This window comes from Clostridioides sp. ZZV14-6345 (assembly GCF_020657775.1).
GTDB classification, from domain to species: domain Bacteria; phylum Bacillota; class Clostridia; order Peptostreptococcales; family Peptostreptococcaceae; genus Clostridioides; species Clostridioides difficile_D.
This window is the reverse complement of sequence record NZ_JAGWCX010000012.1, coordinates 53,954-71,413: the sequence shown is the minus strand read 5'-3', so window position 1 is coordinate 71,413 and position 17,460 is coordinate 53,954. Positions and strand designations below refer to the sequence as shown.

Below are 17,460 nucleotides of genomic sequence, written 5' to 3'. Positions count from 1 at the left end.
CTTTGGTTCAAAATCTCCATTTCGGTCTCTTGGAATATTTAAAGTTATTTCTCCAAAATCTGATTTAACATTTTTATTTCTATATCCATTTCTAGAGTTTTTAGTATTTTTATTCTTATTGTCATATCTATCATAACCTAAATGGTCGTCAAGCTCCGCTTCTAACATTTGATGAATTGTACTTGCAAATAAATCTTTTAGCATATCTTGAATATCTGTAGTTGTTTTAACATCATATTCTTCAATAAGTTTTTTTAATATTTCGTTTTTGTTAAACATAAAAAGTGTGCACCTTCCTTTATATAGTGATATTTAATATTTTAATTATCACCACTTTTTAGAAGAATACACACTTTATTTTAAAGACCCAAAAATAAGCTTAGAAAATAAAACTTAATTTTAAAAACTCATTATTAATAGTCTAAATAAACTACCACTGTTAAGATTATATGTTAAACTCTTCTAAGATTTTTATTGCAAATCTTGCGTTTGGATATGTAATAGACCCACCACCAATTACACCTATTTTTATAGCTTCTATAATTTCATTTTTACTTGCTCCAGAATTAATACAGCCCTCAATATGATAACAAATACACTCATCACATCGACTTAAAATTGAAATAGCTAACCCCATTAATTCCTTATTTTTTTACTTATAGCTCCTTCTGAATAAGTCTTATCATCAAGACTTCCAAATATTCTAAAAAACTCATCTGTCTCACTTAATTTTTTATTGTAAAATTCCCTATATGCCCTCATTTCTTTAGTATTCATCTTCTATCTCCTATATTTATAAATAATTTCTTATAATAGTATCACACTATACTTATCCTTTCAACATTAGGTACAAACTTTCAATTTATGTTCAATAGTCTAATTTATATAATTTTTTAAAAATCTCAACAAGTTATCATTAAGTAAGATTTTTTCAGAACTAAAACAAAGGTCTTAGTCATTTCCTCATTATCTATTTTAGTTCTGAAATATATTATCTTTATCCAAATATTATGATAGTGATTGATTACATTAATTATTTTTACCTGAAATTTTATACATCAAATAAGAATATATAAATGGTAATATTACAATTACAAAGATTACAAAGATATTATAAAAAGGAATATTAATAAATGCATTAATAATTAATAATATTCCACCAATAAGCCAAATCCATCCAGCTAAGTAATGTGTCTTATTCCAATTTTCTTCATCATTAAGGGTCCATGGTAAAATTATTCCAACTGAATAATTTCGTTTACATTTAGGAAGATAATTTCCAAATAAAATAACTAATATCCCCGAAATTAAGCCTGTATAAAAATTAAACTCCAAACTAATTCCTGTTGAATACAAAACCATCATAATTTGTAGAATCACTGAAAGTATAGCAACTCCCCATTTTGATAAATTTTGCATAACATTTGAAAGAGCCGCTTTCTTAGGTTCATTCTCAAGTCTAAACCATGTATATAAATGGATACATAGCATTAACAATGGTACACCAAAAGCTGCTATAACCTTTGGAGCATAATTATCTGGATTCCCATAGTTATCAAAATGAATTGCAACTTCATTTGGTAATATATTATAAAAATATATCGATACAATAAATGGTATAAAACATATTAAAGTAGATAAAACAAATTGTTTATTTATCGCTTTTTTCATTATCTTTTTCTCCCTTCTCCATAAATTGTGAAAACCAAAGCATAACTTCTTCAAAAACCGAAATATTTATTTCATAGAAAATAAAATTTTTATACTTTGTTTCAAATATGAGTCCTGCCTTTTTTAATTGAGATAGATGATAAGAAATTGTGGCATTTGTCATATTAAATTTTTCACTAATTTCTCCTGCTGACATTTTATTCTCCCTTAGCATAACCAATATTTCTCTTCGTATAGGGTCTGAAAGAGCTTTAAAAGTTTCTGGAAACCCCAACACCATCACCTCTCTATTTAGAATTTCATCTAAATAGAGTATACTATAACTCTCATTTTGTTTCAATAACTATTTAGAAAATTTTCTAAATAGTTATTTGAAATTTTCACATAGAAGTTTTTAATTTGCTTAAATAGGCCAATTTTATTAAACTCTTATTTTTATCTAAATATTTTAATTTCAAAAACAAAAGAGCTTAGAAATTAAACTCCAAGCCCTTTTGTTTTATATTTTTTATATTTAAAATATAACGCATACCATTATGCAACATATTCATATTTTTCTTTGTATTCTCTCATGGCATCATTCCAAGCTTCTTGTACTGTTACACCTCTTTTATTAGCAATTTTTTGTGCCAGTTCAATTATCTTCATAGCTCTTCTTGATATGTTCATAAATATTCCTCCCACAAATTATTATATATTTCATATACATAAATCAAAGTTATATTTTTATGATATAACCTTATATCATAATATTACAATTTATATGTGTATTATATATGAACTACATTAGAAAATAATTAGAATTTTTATAAAACTAAAAAGTTAACACACTAAAGTAACGTCTGATATACTAATTTTGTGACCATAAACAATGCCATTACTAGAAATATTGGTTTTATCATTTTTGAACCTTTTTTTATAGCAACTTTAGCACCAACATAAGCACCTATTATCATCACTAATGCAAATACTATAGCAATCTGATAATACACCTGACCATTTATCATGAATAATAATAATGAAGTTATATTACTTGTTAAGTTTAATATTTTTGTATTTGCAGAAGCATGTAAAAAATCATATCCATATATTTTTATAAAACCAAAAGTTAAAAAAGTTCCTGTACCTGGACCAAAAAAACCATCATAAAAACCCATTATAAGAGCCATGAGCATTCCTAATCTTAAATTTTTCTTATTAACAGCTTCAAAATTATCTTCTTGACCTAAATTTTTTGAAACAAAGGTGTAAATAGCTACTATTAAAATCATTACTACAACCAAGACATTTAATATATCTTCACTTATTGATAGTACACATCTTACACCTAGAATACTACCAATAATAGTAAATGGTACTAATTTTTTTAAAAGGTCATTATTGATTTTTCCAGATTTCGCATATCTATAAGCACTACTTATGCACCCTGCTGATGCTGCAAATTTATTTGTACCAATAGCAAGATGCACTGGCACTCCAATTGCCATAAGAACAGGCATGCTTATAAGCCCTCCTCCTCCTGCTATAGAATCTACAAAAGAAGCTAAAAAACCACCTATACATAAAAAAATAATTGCAAACATAAAATTCCTCCATCATTCTCTTTCAATTTTTCTTAAAATATATATCTTATTTAATCTTTATTATCTAGAATATTCTTTCTATATTCATTTGGAGTTATATTATTAAACTTCTTAAATATTTGTGAAAAATAACTACTATTATTAAAACCTACTTTCTTACAAATGTCACTAATACTCATACTTCTATCTAATAGATATTTTTTAGATTCTTCTATCCTAAGAAGATTTATATATTCAGTTATTGAAACTTTATTTTTTTCATTAAAAATAGAACTCAAATAATTTGGGCTTATAAAAAAGACCTCTGATATACTATTTAAATTTATATTTTCTTTATAATATTTTTGTATGTATTCGTTTATATTTTCAATAAGATTTCCCTTATCTTTTTTCCAAAATGCTCTATTCTCATCAATGCACTCTTTGGAAAATTCAAATAATACATCCCATAAATCTTCATCACTGTTTACAAGAGATATTTTTTTATTGTATTTACTTCTTAAACAAGATATAAGCTTTAAATCTCCTAAGTCTCTAAGCACTGTTCTAGATAATACAAATATCATTTCCTGAATAGTATCTCTAATATCATTATATATTAATTTATTTGCATCTATTAGATTATAAACACCTTCTAAGTTCATATTTTTAATTTCTTTTTCAATATAAAGTTCTAATTCAAAGGGATATTCTTTTAAAACATTATTGAACATATCTATTGGATTAATGATGTACTTTTCTTCTAATAATTTACTATTTGCTTTTTTAAGTGCTTCTTCAAGTCTTATATTTTCTTTTCTATTCTTCAATATTTCTTCATCTTTTATACTAAGTTGATTTTCAAAGAAATTTCTCTTAGCTATTTCCTGAATAAATTCAGACATCATTAATAGATTTTCTTTTAATACATATAATCTACTTTTAGGAGTTAATGGGAATTTATTGTAAATTTCATTTATATATTTTATGTCAATATCTGAACTACTTGATAGTTCAGATAAATTTTTATATACATCAATGGACTTGTATACTATAAAATTGCCACATTCTATATATCCAACTATATTTTCTTCTAATACTATAGGTATCTCTAAACTAGAAACACCATACTCACAATGGTACACTCTTGTAAAATTATCATTATTTATGCTTTTAACAAGTTTTCTAGTGCACATTTTTACACTTTTACAAATATCACAAAATTTATCTTCTTTATTAGTCTCAAATATTTCTTTGTGTTTTGAATCGTATACAGATATTCTAAGCTTTAATATATTAGATATTTGATTTGCAAGATTTTCAATTATATTTACATTAATTAACTCTTGTATAGTATTTTCAGAAAATACGATGGGTATTTGTCTCAAGCTTGAAAATTTATGAGGAACATAAGTAATTAATATTACTAAATCGATTTTACCAGTGTTTATAATTTCATGTTCTGAATATGGTGGGCAATAAACTATGGATGTTTCCTTTATATTGACCTTTTTGCCATCAATTATTTGTATTCCTTCTCCCTGAATTACATATAAAAGCTGTTCTTCACTTAAATGAAAATGCTTTTTCTGGCAGTTTCCTGGAAAAAATCTTACAATCCCAGCACTAAGTCTATTAAATTGTGTTTTTAATGGTTCATGTATCCATGTAACCTCTCCCCAATCAAATTTTTGTACCTCATTATTTGACCCACTAAAATACTCCATAAGCTCACCTCTTAGTTTTTGTCTAAATGTTTTTTCTTCCTTCTTCTGTGATTCCTACAACTCTACTTACTCTTACTTTACTATAATTTAGCTTTTCGGCTATTTCAATAGACTTTACAATTCCCTTTTTATTTTGTAAAATCAGTGTTGTCTTAAAATATTTTTACGACTTACATTAATATATATTATCATAATTTTCTTTTTTATTACATATATAAATAGCTAATAACACATTGCTAAGAATTTATAGAAACATCTCTTAGAAAAGATAACATTAAATAGTTTCAATTAATATTCTTCTATCTTAGAGAAATAAAAAAACTATTAAATTCTTTTATAAAAATTATTTTTTACACATCTTTTTTTTACTTAGATAATCTATCTTATCATTTGTTTTGTCTATACAACCTTCTAGTTCATGTATTTTATTTTTAATATCTTGCTTGTGTTGCTGAAATAACTGGATTCTTTTATCTGTTGTATCATCTACCATATCACAAAAATGAAAGCATTCATGGATATCCTTAATGGATAAACCAGCTATTTTTAATTCTTTAATAAATATAAAACGCTCTATATCCTCTTCTGAGAAATAACGAACACCAATTGATTTTCTATTAATAGGAAGTAATAAACCTTTTTCTTCATAAAATCGAATAACAGATGGAGAAATATTTGTTATTTTTGATACATCAGTTATGGAATATTTCATATTTTTTACCCCCCTAAAATTTTATATGAATAAGAACATTATAAAAACACTTTATACAATAGTCAATAAAAAGTATTGACTTCAAGTTAAGTTGAAGTTGTATTATTTGAAGTGAAAAAATAAATTGACAGAAGAAAGGATAATATAAGTGGAAAAATATGCAACTATGATTAGAGAAAAGCTAAGTAAAGGAAAGGTATTATGTGGAATTGCAGTTTCACTATCTGATTCAGCTAATTGCTCTGCTCCCATAGATGGGCAACCTAATGCAAATTTATCTTCTTCTTTTAAATTACTTGCTTTCAGTAAGCTAACATCTAAAACTTCTGGTGTCTTACCTTTTAACTTCACACCATCAGCTACAAAATTTGCCATTTTTTCAGTATTTCCTGTTCCACTCCAATAAACAATATATATTTTACTCATTCTTACCTCCTGTAGTATTTTTTTAATTAATCAATAGTTAACTAACATCTAGAAAATAAAAGATTCCTTTATTTGAAATCTCTTTGTTTTTCTAAATCTAGAATATCACAATTGATTTTGAAATCCAATATTTATTAATAATATTTATTATTTATATTTTAGACTATTTACTCTGTGTCATAACATTGTATTGTATTTGTTTCTAATCTTTCATATGAAAAATTCTTACTTATAGTATTTTTGTATATCTTTTAAACCATCTTGTAGGTCTGTTTATATGTATATATACAAAGAAAAACACACCTTTTTCAGATGTGCTATCTATAATACTGTATATTTATTTTACAATTCTAATTACCTGACATGTTTATAAACTTTATTGCTCAACACATTTTTATACATCGATATAAAATTCTACACTTAAATTTTTGTTATTTCTCTTGATTATATACAATATCAGTCTCTTATCATCAAATTAGAAATTATCTTTTGCTATTATTCTTGTATTTATAAAGATTTAAATATAGGTACCCATTTCCTTGTTCTGTTCTAGGTATTCCAAGTGCCCTTGTACATTTTATTAATTGTGCATATAGCTCAGCTTCATCTAAATCTCTTTCAAACTCCTCTCTTGCCCATTCTTTAATTAGTGCTAGTGACCCTGATACATATGGTGCACTCATACTAGTACCACTCATAATAGCAAGTTTATTATCCATATAAGTTGATATGATATTTCTTCCTGGAGCCACCAAGTCTATTGTAGTGTTTGAATTACTAAATTTCTCAACTAAATAGTTTTCATTTATTGCTCCTACTTCTATTACCTCAGCATAACTGGCTGGATAGCTATACTCACTTGTACTAGAATCTCCATCTCCATTATTACCTGCCGCACACACTACAGAAATATTATTTTTTACTGCTTGCATGACAGCATTTTTCAAATTTTTATCATCTTTGTTTCCTCCAAGAGACATAGATATAATATCAACTTTTTTATTTACAGCAAAATTAATAGCATTAATTATACTTTGATATGTTCCAATACCATCTTTATTTAATGCTTTTGCTATTAATAGCTTACAATCTGGAGCTACTCCCATAACTTCATTATTATAATTAGACGCAGCTATAATGCCTGCCACATGAGTTCCATGCCCATTAAAATCCTCATATATATTTTTATTTCCATTACTGTCATCACTAAAGTTTGCTCCACCAATTATTTTGCCTTTTAAAAGAGGATGGGACATATCACATCCTGTATCTATTATACCAACTACAATATTTTTGCCAGTATAACCTTCATCCCACATTCCTCTAGCATTCATTTGTTTTATTCCATATGGAAACTTATTTTTTGCTCCTCTTAGATTCTCATTTATTTCATATGGGATTAATTTCATTCTTTTATTCATCATATATCCTCCTAAAAATTTTATTGCTTATAAAAATTATAAATTTTATTTTATAATAAGTTTATAAATCAAATTAGAACCTATTTCTACTTATTTATATTTATGATGTATTTTTTATTTTTAGGAGTCATATTTTATTATATATAAAATAATATTTAGATAATTATATTAAAAAATACATGTTTACTTACATATACAAAACTGACATAGAATATCTTTAATAATTTTGCATATAAACATTTATATTTTTTATGTAAAACAAAAAGGATACCTCATTAGTGCTATAACACTTAAGGTATCCAATTAATATTTACTTAACTTTTTCTAATTTTCGTAAATATAGTCTACTATTTTAAAACTGCTCCTGTATTTGCTGATGTTACCAGTTTAGCATATCTACTTAAATATCCATGTTTTATTTTGGGTTCTAAAGGTTTAAATTTTAATTTTCTATTTTCTATTTCAACTTCATTTACTTTTAACTCTAATTTTTTTTCTGGTATATTTATAGAAATCACATCTCCTTCTTCAACTACTCCAATTAAACCACCTTCCATAGCTTCTGGAGAAATATGACCTATAGATGCTCCTCTAGTTGCTCCTGAAAAACGACCATCAGTAAGAAGTGCCACATGCTTATCAAGTCCCATCCCTGCAACTGCTGATGTAGGAGATAACATTTCTTTCATTCCTGGACCACCTTTTGGTCCTTCATATCTTATGACTATAACATCACCTTTGTTTATTTTTTTACCAAATATAGCACTCACAGCTTCTTCTTCTGAATTAAAAACTCTTGCTGGTCCTTCATGAACTAACATTTCTTCTGCAACTGCTGACTTTTTTACAACAGCTCCATTTATAGCAAGATTTCCCCTCAATATTGCAAGCCCACCTTGGTTACTATATGGATTTTTTAATGTATGTATTACCTCTTCATTTTCTATTTCACAATTTCTTATATTTTCTCCTATAGTATGACCTGTTACAGTTTTACAGTCTAAATTTATTCCTTTTATCTTTGAAAGTTCATTCATTATAGCTGGTATTCCTCCTGCCATATGTAAATCTTCAATATGATGTTTTCCACTTGGACTTAATTTTGTTAAACAAGGAGTTTTTTCACTTATCTCATCAAAAAAATCTAAGTTAAGCTCTATTCCTGATTCATAAGCTATCGCAGGTAAATGAAGTACTGTATTTGTAGAACCAGCCATTGCCATATCTACAGTTATAGCATTTTTAAAAGCATCTATTGTTAAAATATCTCTAGGTTTTATGTTATTCTTAAGTAGCTCCATAACATACATACCTGCATATTTTGCTATTCTTTTTCTTTCTCCAGAATGTGATGCAGCAGTACCATTATATGGTATACCCATCCCTAAGGCTTCTGTTAAACAATTCATACTGTTTGCTGTAAAAAGTCCAGAACATGAACCACATCCAGGACAAGAGTTCATAGCTAATTCTTCTAATTTTTCTTCACTCATTGTTCCATCTTTACATGCTCCAACACCTTCCATTGCAGAATTAAAATCATATACTTTTCCATTTTTTTTACCTGGAAGCATAGGTCCACCACTCACAACAACACTTGGTATATTAAGTCTTGCAGCTGCCATTAACATCCCTGGCACTATCTTATCACAATTAGGTATAAGTACTAAAGCATCAAAACCATGTGCCATAGCCATAGCTTCTATTGAATCTGCTATTAATTCTCTTGAAGCAAGTGAATAATTCATTCCTACATGTCCCATAGCTATACCATCACATACTCCTATAGCAGGAAATTCTAATGGCAAACCACCACTCATTCTCACTCCATTTTTTACAGCTTCTGCTATTTCATCAAGATGAAGATGTCCAGGAATCACCTCATTCTGTGCATTTACTATCCCTATTAATGGCCTTTCAATTTCTTCTTTAGTAAGACCCATTCCATACATTAACGCTCTCTTTGGAGCTCCTTCTATTCCTTTTTTTATATCACTTCTCATAATATTACCTCTCTCTTACTTTTTAAAATTTTCATAATATTATTATAATATATTTTTCTATTGATTAATTACGAAAAATCTAAAAAAATATTAGCATATACTAATAAAAAATTATTACGATTTTTTATCAATATATTACACAATCATATTATGTAATTATCTTTTTAGTGTATTTTACAAATTATAGATTAATATTTTTTATGATATAAAGCAGAAAAAGCACTTCTATAATAGAAAGTGCTCGACTACAAATAAAGTTACAAAATATTTGACATAAAAACATAAATGTCTATAAAGATTATGAATTAATCAAATCTAATATTTGAAACTTTATTCCAGTTAATCTCCCTTGAATAGTCTTCGGGATGTGATAATTTAACTATATGAGTTGAATTATTATAGTTATAATAAATTGTAGTAGTACCATTAACTGGATTCTTTTTATACCCTTGATATACAGCACTATTTGGCACTTTCTTTTCAATAAGGCTATAAGCAGATGAAGTATCAATTGTTTCTATTTTACTAGGAAATATAAACATATAAAAAGCTACTACTGTAAAAATACATATACACGTAATACTATACCATTTAATCCATTTCATAGAATTCCTCCTACTTTACCAAAATATACTATTATTATTTCCATATATTTATAATATTTATACATACGATAAAATTTTTATCCATCTAAATATAATTGTAGAAAATTTGATTATATATATTTTTTATAAGTTAATAAATTTTTAAGATTTTATTAAAAGATTTTTTAAACTTAAAGTTTAATATAAAGATAGTACTTATAGAACTAAAAATACAAATTTTGAAAGGAGAAAAAATAAAATGATATGGACATTTTATTCATTTCTTTGTGTTATATTACCATGTTTAATATACCAAATAGTAGTTATAAAAAGAAAAGATTTGAAAGGTCAAAAGAACTTAGTGATACATTTAGTATGGGTATATATTTTTTTATTATATATTTACTTAGCACTTAGTAAAGCTGGTATTGGGAGCATATGGGATATAGGAAAGTATAGTAACCTTTTTAGGATTAATGAAATAAATTTAATACCATTTAACTCAAATGGTATTTTAACTTATATTTTAAATATAATTATGTTTATGCCTTTGGGATTCTTACTACCTTTAATTTGGAAAAATTTTAGAAATATTGTCAATGTGTCATTAACTGGATTAGGTTTTTCATTATCAATTGAATTTTGTCAATTATTTAATTTCAGAGCTACAGATATTGATGATTTAATGATGAATACATTAGGTACTGTTTTAGGATATTTCCTATGGATATGTGTAAGTAATTTATTTAATCTTATAAAGAAAAATTCTATGTTTTCATCTATATGTAAAAATATTACTCAAGATGAGATTGCTATTACAATCGATGATGATATAAGCAAAAAAATTACCTTTCTTTATAAAAATGAAGCTATTATATATTTAATACTTGCTGTTTTAGGAGAATTCTTATTATTTAATTGGTCCATCATACCTTATTAAATCCTTATTAAATAATCTACTGATAAAACACATATACTTCCATACTTATAAATATGTAAAGCCCTCTTTCATACTGTATAAAAGAGGGCTTTAGTTCTTAAACATAAAAATACACACTCACTATTTAGTTGGCATTTGAAATATTTTATTGATATTGTATCTAATTTTATTAGATGTTATATAATCATATTTTGTTCCATTTTCAATAAAATTTTGTATATTATCCACCACTTGCATAGCTCTTGTGTTACTTTCATAATCACCTATTTTTATAGTATCAATACTATTTTCAAATATCACATAAATTTGCCTATCATCTATTTTAATTCGGTTTGCCTGCATTAAATTAGTTTTATCTTGACTCCTAATTATTACCATATCAATTCCTCCATTTACTTAATCCATTTTAATTTCTAAGAAATAATATTTTACGATTGATTTTTAGATTATTTAAATATTTAAACTTATTATTTCGATTTTTTAATATGATTATCTCTATCAATTGTATATCTAATAAAAGCTTATCTTAAAGAACATTATTTTAATAATACTTTGCTTTATTAGTAAATTGTATTTTTATCTATTATAACTAAATTATATCTTTATTAAAGCATTAAATTATCAATACTATTGATTTATTTTATACATTTGGTAATTTTATTATCAAAAATTTATATATTGTTTATATTTAAGTTAAAACATTCAACAATTTATATATTTACAAATTAATTCAGTTTTTTATTTTCAATACATCACCTCTCAATTAATTACCATTTGTATAATTCATATTATACATATACAAATGGTAATTTTCAATATATTTTCTTATTTTAATCTTTTTTTTTTATATTTTTGGTAATTTTATTTTACTTTTTATCAAAATAACTTATAATTTCGGTAAGGAGTGATGTACATATGGAAAGTTTAGGAGATAGAATAGCAAATCTGAGAAAAGAATTAGATATAAATCAAAAAGAACTTGCTACTAAAGTTGGTATAACTGAAGCTAGCTTGTCACGTTATGAAAATAATTTAAGAGAACCTAAAAGTGAAATAATAGTAAGATTAGCAAAAGCATTGAAAACATCAACAGATTATTTATTAGGTGTAAATGAGAATACAAAAATAAGCGAAGAAGATAAATTAATCATAGAGAACTTATCAGTAAGTGAAAAAACAAAAAAACTTTTAGAAAAAATATATTCTCTTGAAAAAGAAGATAGAGAAGCTATAGAAAAAATGATTGATAATGCCTATCTAAAAAGATTCATTAAAGAAGAGAATTAATTCTCTTCTTTCTCTTTATACAAAATCTCAAGTAATAATTCATAAAAAGCAATATCTTCACTCAATAAATAGTCTAATTTCATTCCTATATCTTCAATTTTTTCTTTTTTTGTAACAGTAGTATTTGACTTTTCCACATATACCATCCCCCAACAAACTTACGTTCTTAATGTTAGTCAGAAATTCCCAACAAATTTTCAATAAAGTTTATATAATTATATTTTTATTTTATAAAATATATTTTGATTATCCAAAATTTTCCTAGATAATTATCTTAATTATATAATAATACTTTTATTCTACAGTTGCAATAAAAAACTCGTAATAATAACAAAAAAATCTATTATTGTAGAATCTTGTATATTTTTTCTATTTTTATATATTTTTTAGGATGATTTTTATTATAAAATTTTTTATAAACATATAATTTTTTTATATTCATTTAACTTTCTTTTAATTCTTTAGAATTGATTTAAATTTTATATATAAATTACTATTTTTAAACTTTTATTTACCATATGTTCATATTATTTATTTTCTTGTTCAAGTTTTAATAAATATTCTTTTACCTTTATTCCTCCTAAATATCCTCTTAAGCTACCATTGGAACCAACAAGTCTATGGCAAGGTATAAAAATAGAAATAGGATTTTTACTATTAGCCATTCCCACTGCCTTACATGCTTTAGGATTATTAATTATGTTTGCTAGTTCTACATAAGTTTTTGTTTCACCATATGGAATTTTACGGAGTTCATTCCAGACCTTTTTACTAAACTCACCACCTGACAACTGTAATGGTAAATCAAATTCTTTTCTATCTCCATCTAAATATTCTTTTAGCTGTTTACTTGCTTCTTTTATAACTTTTGTTTCTTTGAGTAAATATTTTTCATAATCTAAACTAGATGTTCCAAAAAACAGATTTGTAATATAATTATTTTTTTCTGCTATTCCTATTTTTCCAATTTTAGTTTCATAGTAAAATATGTTTTTCATTAGACACTATATCCTTTCATACTCATTAATTATATAAGTAATTTTACTTTTTTATATCCTATACTTTATTAATATTTATTAAAAAATTCAAATATTTAAAAATACATATTTCTATAAATATGATAAAGATATTATAAATAAAAAATCAGTAGGACACAATATACCAAATATTTTGTCCTACTGATTTTTTTATTATTTAACTAAAACTTCAATATTTTCATCTTTTCCATCTATAATTATTGTACATCCATTATACACATCTCCAGCAATAAGTTTCTTTGCAATTACAGTTTCTAATGTATTTCCTATATATCTCTTAAGCGGTCTTGCTCCATATACAGGGTCATAACCTTCTCTAACCATAACATCTTTAGCTGAATCTGTAACTTCAATAGTAATATCTTTTTCTTTTAACCTATTTTTTAAATCTTTCATAAATATGTCTATAATTTTCTTGATATCTTCTTGGTCTAGAGGCTTAAACATTATAATATCATCTACTCTATTTAAAAACTCAGGTTTAAATCTATGCTTCATTTCATTCATTACTAAATTGTTAGTAGTCTCTGTTATATTACCTCCTGCATCTAATAGATAATTACTTCCTATATTAGAAGTCATTATTATAAGAGTATTTTTGAAATCTACAGTCTTACCTTTATTATCAGTAAGTCTACCATCATCCAATATCTGTAAGAACATATTAAATACATCCTCATGTGCTTTTTCTATCTCATCAAATAATATTACAGAATAAGGAGCACGTCTAACTGCTTCTGTAAGTTGACCACCTTCTTCATATCCCACATATCCTGGAGGAGGTCCAACCAATCTTGATACAGCATGTTTTTCCATATATTCAGACATATCAATTCTAATTATATTATCTTCACTATCAAATAAATTTCTAGCAAGAGTTTTTGCAAGTTCAGTTTTACCAACACCTGTAGGTCCTAGGAAAATGAATGAACCAATTGGTTTTCTTTCATCTTTTAACCCTGCTCTTGCACGTATTACTGCATTTGAAACAGCTGTAACTGCTTCATCTTGTCCAATAACTCTTTTATGAAGTTCATCTTCTAGTTTAAGTAATTTTTCTCTTTCTCCTTCAACTAGTTTAGTTACTGGTATACCTGTCCACTTTGATACAATACTAGATATTTCTTCTTCAGTAACTTCTTCTTTTAAAAGTGAATTTTCAGAACCATCTTTCATATTTTCTTCGTATTGTTTTATTTGTTCTTCTAATTTAGGTATTTCACCATATTTAACCTCTGCTGCTTTGTTAAAATCATATTCTCTCTCATACTTTTCAGCTTTACCTTTAGCTTCATCTAATTGAGCTTTTAAGTTTTTAATATCTAATATTTGACTCTTTTCTTTTTCATATTTTGCTGTCATTTCATCATTTTTAGATTTTAACTCTGCTATTTCTTTTTGAATATCATCCAATCTTGATTTACTTTTATCATCATTTTCTTTAAGTAAAGCTTCTCTTTCAGTTTCTAATGTAAATAACTTTCTTCTGACAACATCTAGTTCTGTTGGCAATGAATCTATTTCACTACGAATCATAGATCCAGCTTCATCAATTAAATCAATTGCTTTATCTGGTAAAAATCTATCTTGTATATATCTATGAGAAAGCTTTGCTGCTGCTACAATAGCATTATCATGAATCCTTACTCCATGATGTATCTCAAATCTTTCTTTCAAACCTCTAAGTATAGATATTGTATCTTCAACAGTAGGTTCCTCTGCAATTACAGGTTGAAAACGTCTTTCAAGTGCTTTATCTTTTTCGATATACTTTCTGTATTCATCAAAAGTAGTTGCACCAATACAGTTTAATTCGCCTCTTGCAAGCATAGGCTTGATAAGATTACCTGCATCCATTGAACCTTCTGTTTTACCAGCTCCAACTATAGTATGAATCTCATCTATAAATAGTATTATTTTTCCATCAGAGCTTTGAACTTCTTTTAATACTGCCTTTAATCTTTCTTCAAATTCACCTCTATATTTTGCACCAGCAATTAAAGCACCCATATCAAGTGAGAATACAATTTTATCTTTTAACCCTTCTGGTACATCTCCTCTTACGATTCTCTCTGCTAATCCTTCAACAATTGCAGTTTTACCTACACCTGGCTCACCAATTAATACAGGATTATTTTTAGTTCTTCTTGATAAAATTCTTATAATTCTTCTTATTTCTTCATCTCTTCCAATTACAGGGTCTAATTTATTTTTCTTAGCCAAATCTACTAAGTTTGTTCCATATCTAGCAAGTGCATCATATGTTCCTTCTGGGTCTTGTGTTTCTACTCTTTGACTACCTCTCACTTGTGATAAAACACTTAAAAAATCATTTTTATTTATATTATATTGCTTTAATATTTTACCAACAACTGATTTTGATTCTGTTTCCATCATTGCAAGCATAACATGCTCTACACTTATATATGAATCTTTAAATTCTTTAGAAATGCTCTCTGCCTTTATAAGCACCTCATTTATTTTTCTAGTAGCTGATACGCCTTGTGAGTCAGCACCTTCTCCATACACTTTTGGTAGCTTATCAATTTCAAAGTTTACAGTATTTCTCAAAGAATCAATTGATATATTCATTTTTTCGATTATATTTGGTATTAATCCATCCTCTTGATTAATAAGTGCTGAGAAAAGATGAATTACATCTACTTGTTGGTTATGATTTTTTACTGCTTCATTATAAGCCTCATTTAAACTTTTTTGAACTCTTAAAGTCATTTTTTCTACGTCCATATAAATCCCTCCATTTTAATATTATATCCAAATAAATTAAATTCTCTCATTTATAATTATTGATTTTCTAAGCTCTAAAAGACTATCAAGTAAATTTTCATTTTTTTGTATATCGAAACTCAGTGTTAAATTAAATGTTCCATCTGAGTTAAAAAAATCGAATACTTCTTTTGATTTTGCTCTTAAATATAAATCCTCATCTATAAGTCTTTTTTCACCTATTAATAAATACTGGCATTTATCTATAAAGTTCTTTCTAAAATCAATAGTATATATATTTTCTAAAACATTATATTGATAAATAGCAATATTATTAAACACTTTTAATATGCTTGAATTTACAAAATTGTAAATTTGATTATTATTATACAGTGATACTTGTTCGTATATATACTCCCTAAATAAAGGATGAATGTTTTGTTTAAGTTTTAAAGTAACTTCAGCTGGTATTTCAAAATAAAGCTTCCAATACCTAGAGTTATTTTTTTCTAATATAAAAGCTACTTTATTTAAACTAGCAGAACTAATTTCTTTTAGTATACAGTTAAAATTGTAGTGTCTCAAACTAGTTTTTTCATTCTCAAATACATAATCAAACCACTGTAGAACATTTCTATCAAGTTTTAAACTCATATAAAAACCTTCTTCCTTATTTACTAACCTTACTAGGTCTTTTTATCTGATTATATTCTTCTAATAAACTTTCTTTATCAGCTCTACTACCTTTATATGCTATATGTGGATTTATCATATATTCACCATTTTTCACTCTTTGTAGAAAATCCATTTTTTTAAGTTCTGTAAACAATGAAGATAAAGAAGTTTTTGGATATTCAAATTCACAAGATAATTCATGTAACGTCTTTCTAATCTTATTATTTTTATCCATAGAGTTTATTAATTTTAATGGAATTAAGTCTCTCTTAGTATACATTCCTTCTACTACTTTAATATAATTCTTAAAGCAAACATTCATGTATTTACTTTTATTCATAACTAAACTTTTACTTTCTGTGTATTCCTGATTTAAATCTTTTTTTAATGTCTTATCTAAATTAAATATCTCTTCTCACTCTCCTTATCTCTAATTGATAATATAAATATATTACAAAAAAATATGTATGTCAAAACTGAAAATACAGAAAGTTTACCATTGAACTAAACTTTTATTTAGCTATAAACTAAACTTTAATACTTTTTTAAGTTAGCATTTCCAATTTATTGGTAGTATTTTGAATAATATTTATAAATTTTTTTTAAAACTTTAATCTATTTAATAAATTAGTCTTTTATCAAATGTATAAAGTTTCCAATTACTTTTTTTCTAAAACTAATTGACATA

General features: G+C 25.7%; 21 protein-coding genes. 2 read left to right on the top strand and 19 right to left on the bottom strand.

The window, feature by feature from the left end; translation table 11 throughout:
• From KGF39_RS04980 to KGF39_RS04925, 13 genes are all read right to left on the bottom strand, one after another.
• Positions 1 to 279 (bottom strand): transposase (locus KGF39_RS04980; RefSeq protein WP_227821430.1); only part of this gene is annotated, 279 nt, incomplete at its 3' end.
• 166 nt (positions 280 to 445) lie between these two features.
• Positions 446 to 637 (bottom strand): carboxymuconolactone decarboxylase family protein, encoded by a 192-nt coding sequence (locus KGF39_RS04975; RefSeq protein ID WP_227821429.1) that lies wholly within the window; start codon positions 635 to 637, stop codon positions 446 to 448.
• Entirely contained in the window at positions 637 to 777 is a 141-nt protein-coding gene (locus tag KGF39_RS04970) for a hypothetical protein (RefSeq protein WP_227821428.1), read from the bottom strand. Before KGF39_RS04970 ends, KGF39_RS04975 begins: the two co-directional genes overlap by 1 nt.
• A 252-nt stretch (positions 778 to 1,029) precedes the next feature.
• Positions 1,030 to 1,671: an SdpI family protein gene (locus KGF39_RS04965; RefSeq protein ID WP_227821427.1), complete on the bottom strand. Its 642-nt coding sequence runs from the start codon at positions 1,669 to 1,671 to the stop codon at positions 1,030 to 1,032.
• Positions 1,652 to 1,945 (bottom strand): autorepressor SdpR family transcription factor, encoded by a 294-nt coding sequence (locus KGF39_RS04960; protein WP_009889969.1) that lies wholly within the window; start codon positions 1,943 to 1,945, stop codon positions 1,652 to 1,654. Before KGF39_RS04960 ends, KGF39_RS04965 begins: the two co-directional genes overlap by 20 nt.
• Positions 1,946 to 2,205: 260 nt before the next feature.
• Complete coding sequence (locus KGF39_RS19840; protein WP_054273965.1) at positions 2,206 to 2,340, bottom strand: hypothetical protein; 135 nt, start codon at positions 2,338 to 2,340, stop codon at positions 2,206 to 2,208.
• Positions 2,341 to 2,501: 161 nt separating this feature from the next.
• On the bottom strand, positions 2,502 to 3,254 hold the full coding sequence (locus tag KGF39_RS04955; protein WP_227821426.1) for a TSUP family transporter: 753 nt from the start codon (positions 3,252 to 3,254) through the stop codon (positions 2,502 to 2,504).
• Positions 3,255 to 3,304: 50 nt separating this feature from the next.
• On the bottom strand, positions 3,305 to 4,960 hold the full coding sequence (locus KGF39_RS04950; RefSeq protein WP_227821425.1) for a helix-turn-helix domain-containing protein: 1,656 nt from the start codon (positions 4,958 to 4,960) through the stop codon (positions 3,305 to 3,307).
• Between the two features lie 343 nt (positions 4,961 to 5,303).
• Positions 5,304 to 5,672 (bottom strand): MerR family transcriptional regulator, encoded by a 369-nt coding sequence (locus KGF39_RS04945; RefSeq protein ID WP_227821424.1) that lies wholly within the window; start codon positions 5,670 to 5,672, stop codon positions 5,304 to 5,306.
• A 102-nt stretch (positions 5,673 to 5,774) separates the two neighbouring features.
• A complete protein-coding gene (locus KGF39_RS04940) occupies positions 5,775 to 6,098 on the bottom strand; it encodes a flavodoxin domain-containing protein (protein ID WP_227821423.1) in 324 nt (107 codons plus the stop codon).
• A gap of 482 nt (positions 6,099 to 6,580) precedes the next feature.
• On the bottom strand, positions 6,581 to 7,519 hold the full coding sequence (locus tag KGF39_RS04935) for a S8 family peptidase (RefSeq protein ID WP_054273971.1): 939 nt from the start codon (positions 7,517 to 7,519) through the stop codon (positions 6,581 to 6,583).
• A 347-nt stretch (positions 7,520 to 7,866) separates the two neighbouring features.
• Positions 7,867 to 9,522: a dihydroxy-acid dehydratase gene (gene ilvD, locus KGF39_RS04930; RefSeq protein ID WP_227821422.1), complete on the bottom strand. Its 1,656-nt coding sequence runs from the start codon at positions 9,520 to 9,522 to the stop codon at positions 7,867 to 7,869.
• A 305-nt stretch (positions 9,523 to 9,827) separates the two neighbouring features.
• Complete coding sequence (locus tag KGF39_RS04925; RefSeq protein WP_227821421.1) at positions 9,828 to 10,127, bottom strand: hypothetical protein; 300 nt, start codon at positions 10,125 to 10,127, stop codon at positions 9,828 to 9,830.
• A 238-nt stretch (positions 10,128 to 10,365) separates the two neighbouring features.
• On the opposite strand from KGF39_RS04925, the gene KGF39_RS04920 reads away from it, so the two are divergent.
• Positions 10,366 to 11,046, top strand: a complete 681-nt coding sequence (locus KGF39_RS04920) for a VanZ family protein (protein WP_227821420.1) — start codon at positions 10,366 to 10,368, stop codon at positions 11,044 to 11,046.
• A 120-nt stretch (positions 11,047 to 11,166) separates the two neighbouring features.
• Here the strand turns inward: KGF39_RS04920 and KGF39_RS04915 are convergent, their stop codons facing one another.
• Positions 11,167 to 11,424, bottom strand: a complete 258-nt coding sequence (locus KGF39_RS04915; RefSeq protein ID WP_227821419.1) for a hypothetical protein — start codon at positions 11,422 to 11,424, stop codon at positions 11,167 to 11,169.
• A 537-nt stretch (positions 11,425 to 11,961) separates the two neighbouring features.
• Between KGF39_RS04915 and KGF39_RS04910 the strand changes: the two genes are divergently transcribed.
• Complete coding sequence (locus tag KGF39_RS04910; RefSeq protein ID WP_227821418.1) at positions 11,962 to 12,333, top strand: helix-turn-helix domain-containing protein; 372 nt, start codon at positions 11,962 to 11,964, stop codon at positions 12,331 to 12,333.
• Here the strand turns inward: KGF39_RS04910 and KGF39_RS04905 are convergent.
• The 5 genes from KGF39_RS04905 to KGF39_RS04885 all read right to left on the bottom strand — a co-directional run bounded on the left by KGF39_RS04905 (position 12,330) and on the right by KGF39_RS04885 (position 17,112).
• Positions 12,330 to 12,470 (bottom strand): hypothetical protein, encoded by a 141-nt coding sequence (locus KGF39_RS04905; protein WP_065388308.1) that lies wholly within the window; start codon positions 12,468 to 12,470, stop codon positions 12,330 to 12,332. The genes KGF39_RS04910 and KGF39_RS04905 overlap by 4 nt on opposite strands.
• Before the next feature lie 390 nt (positions 12,471 to 12,860).
• A complete protein-coding gene (locus KGF39_RS04900; RefSeq protein WP_227821417.1) occupies positions 12,861 to 13,331 on the bottom strand; it encodes a methylated-DNA--[protein]-cysteine S-methyltransferase in 471 nt (156 codons plus the stop codon).
• A 192-nt stretch (positions 13,332 to 13,523) separates the two neighbouring features.
• Entirely contained in the window at positions 13,524 to 16,118 is a 2,595-nt protein-coding gene (gene clpB, locus KGF39_RS04895) for an ATP-dependent chaperone ClpB (RefSeq protein ID WP_227821416.1), read from the bottom strand.
• A gap of 36 nt (positions 16,119 to 16,154) precedes the next feature.
• Entirely contained in the window at positions 16,155 to 16,751 is a 597-nt protein-coding gene (locus KGF39_RS04890; RefSeq protein WP_227821415.1) for a hypothetical protein, read from the bottom strand.
• A 16-nt stretch (positions 16,752 to 16,767) separates the two neighbouring features.
• Entirely contained in the window at positions 16,768 to 17,112 is a 345-nt protein-coding gene (locus KGF39_RS04885; RefSeq protein WP_227821414.1) for a replication/maintenance protein RepL, read from the bottom strand.
• Positions 17,113 to 17,460: the final 348 nt, after the last annotated feature.

What these genes read in the sequence shown, in the direction of transcription:
- KGF39_RS04975 (WP_227821429.1), bottom strand. Translation starts at nt 637, where the DNA reads ATGGGGTTAGCTATTTCAATTTTAAGTCGATGTGATGAGTGTATTTGT.
- KGF39_RS04970 (WP_227821428.1), bottom strand. Translation starts at nt 777, where the DNA reads ATGAATACTAAAGAAATGAGGGCATATAGGGAATTTTACAATAAAAAA.
- KGF39_RS04965 (WP_227821427.1), bottom strand. Translation starts at nt 1,671, where the DNA reads ATGAAAAAAGCGATAAATAAACAATTTGTTTTATCTACTTTAATATGT.
- KGF39_RS19840 (WP_054273965.1), bottom strand. Translation starts at nt 2,340, where the DNA reads ATGAACATATCAAGAAGAGCTATGAAGATAATTGAACTGGCACAAAAA.
- KGF39_RS04955 (WP_227821426.1), bottom strand. Translation starts at nt 3,254, where the DNA reads ATGTTTGCAATTATTTTTTTATGTATAGGTGGTTTTTTAGCTTCTTTT.
- KGF39_RS04950 (WP_227821425.1), bottom strand. Translation starts at nt 4,960, where the DNA reads ATGGAGTATTTTAGTGGGTCAAATAATGAGGTACAAAAATTTGATTGG.
- KGF39_RS04945 (WP_227821424.1), bottom strand. Translation starts at nt 5,672, where the DNA reads ATGAAATATTCCATAACTGATGTATCAAAAATAACAAATATTTCTCCA.
- KGF39_RS04940 (WP_227821423.1), bottom strand. Translation starts at nt 6,098, where the DNA reads ATGAGTAAAATATATATTGTTTATTGGAGTGGAACAGGAAATACTGAA.
- KGF39_RS04935 (WP_054273971.1), bottom strand. Translation starts at nt 7,519, where the DNA reads ATGAATAAAAGAATGAAATTAATCCCATATGAAATAAATGAGAATCTA.
- ilvD (WP_227821422.1), bottom strand. Translation starts at nt 9,522, where the DNA reads ATGAGAAGTGATATAAAAAAAGGAATAGAAGGAGCTCCAAAGAGAGCG.
- KGF39_RS04925 (WP_227821421.1), bottom strand. Translation starts at nt 10,127, where the DNA reads ATGAAATGGATTAAATGGTATAGTATTACGTGTATATGTATTTTTACA.
- KGF39_RS04920 (WP_227821420.1), top strand. Translation starts at nt 10,366, where the DNA reads ATGATATGGACATTTTATTCATTTCTTTGTGTTATATTACCATGTTTA.
- KGF39_RS04915 (WP_227821419.1), bottom strand. Translation starts at nt 11,424, where the DNA reads ATGGTAATAATTAGGAGTCAAGATAAAACTAATTTAATGCAGGCAAAC.
- KGF39_RS04910 (WP_227821418.1), top strand. Translation starts at nt 11,962, where the DNA reads ATGGAAAGTTTAGGAGATAGAATAGCAAATCTGAGAAAAGAATTAGAT.
- KGF39_RS04900 (WP_227821417.1), bottom strand. Translation starts at nt 13,331, where the DNA reads ATGAAAAACATATTTTACTATGAAACTAAAATTGGAAAAATAGGAATA.
- clpB (WP_227821416.1), bottom strand. Translation starts at nt 16,118, where the DNA reads ATGGACGTAGAAAAAATGACTTTAAGAGTTCAAAAAAGTTTAAATGAG.
- KGF39_RS04890 (WP_227821415.1), bottom strand. Translation starts at nt 16,751, where the DNA reads ATGAGTTTAAAACTTGATAGAAATGTTCTACAGTGGTTTGATTATGTA.
- KGF39_RS04885 (WP_227821414.1), bottom strand. Translation starts at nt 17,112, where the DNA reads ATGAATAAAAGTAAATACATGAATGTTTGCTTTAAGAATTATATTAAA.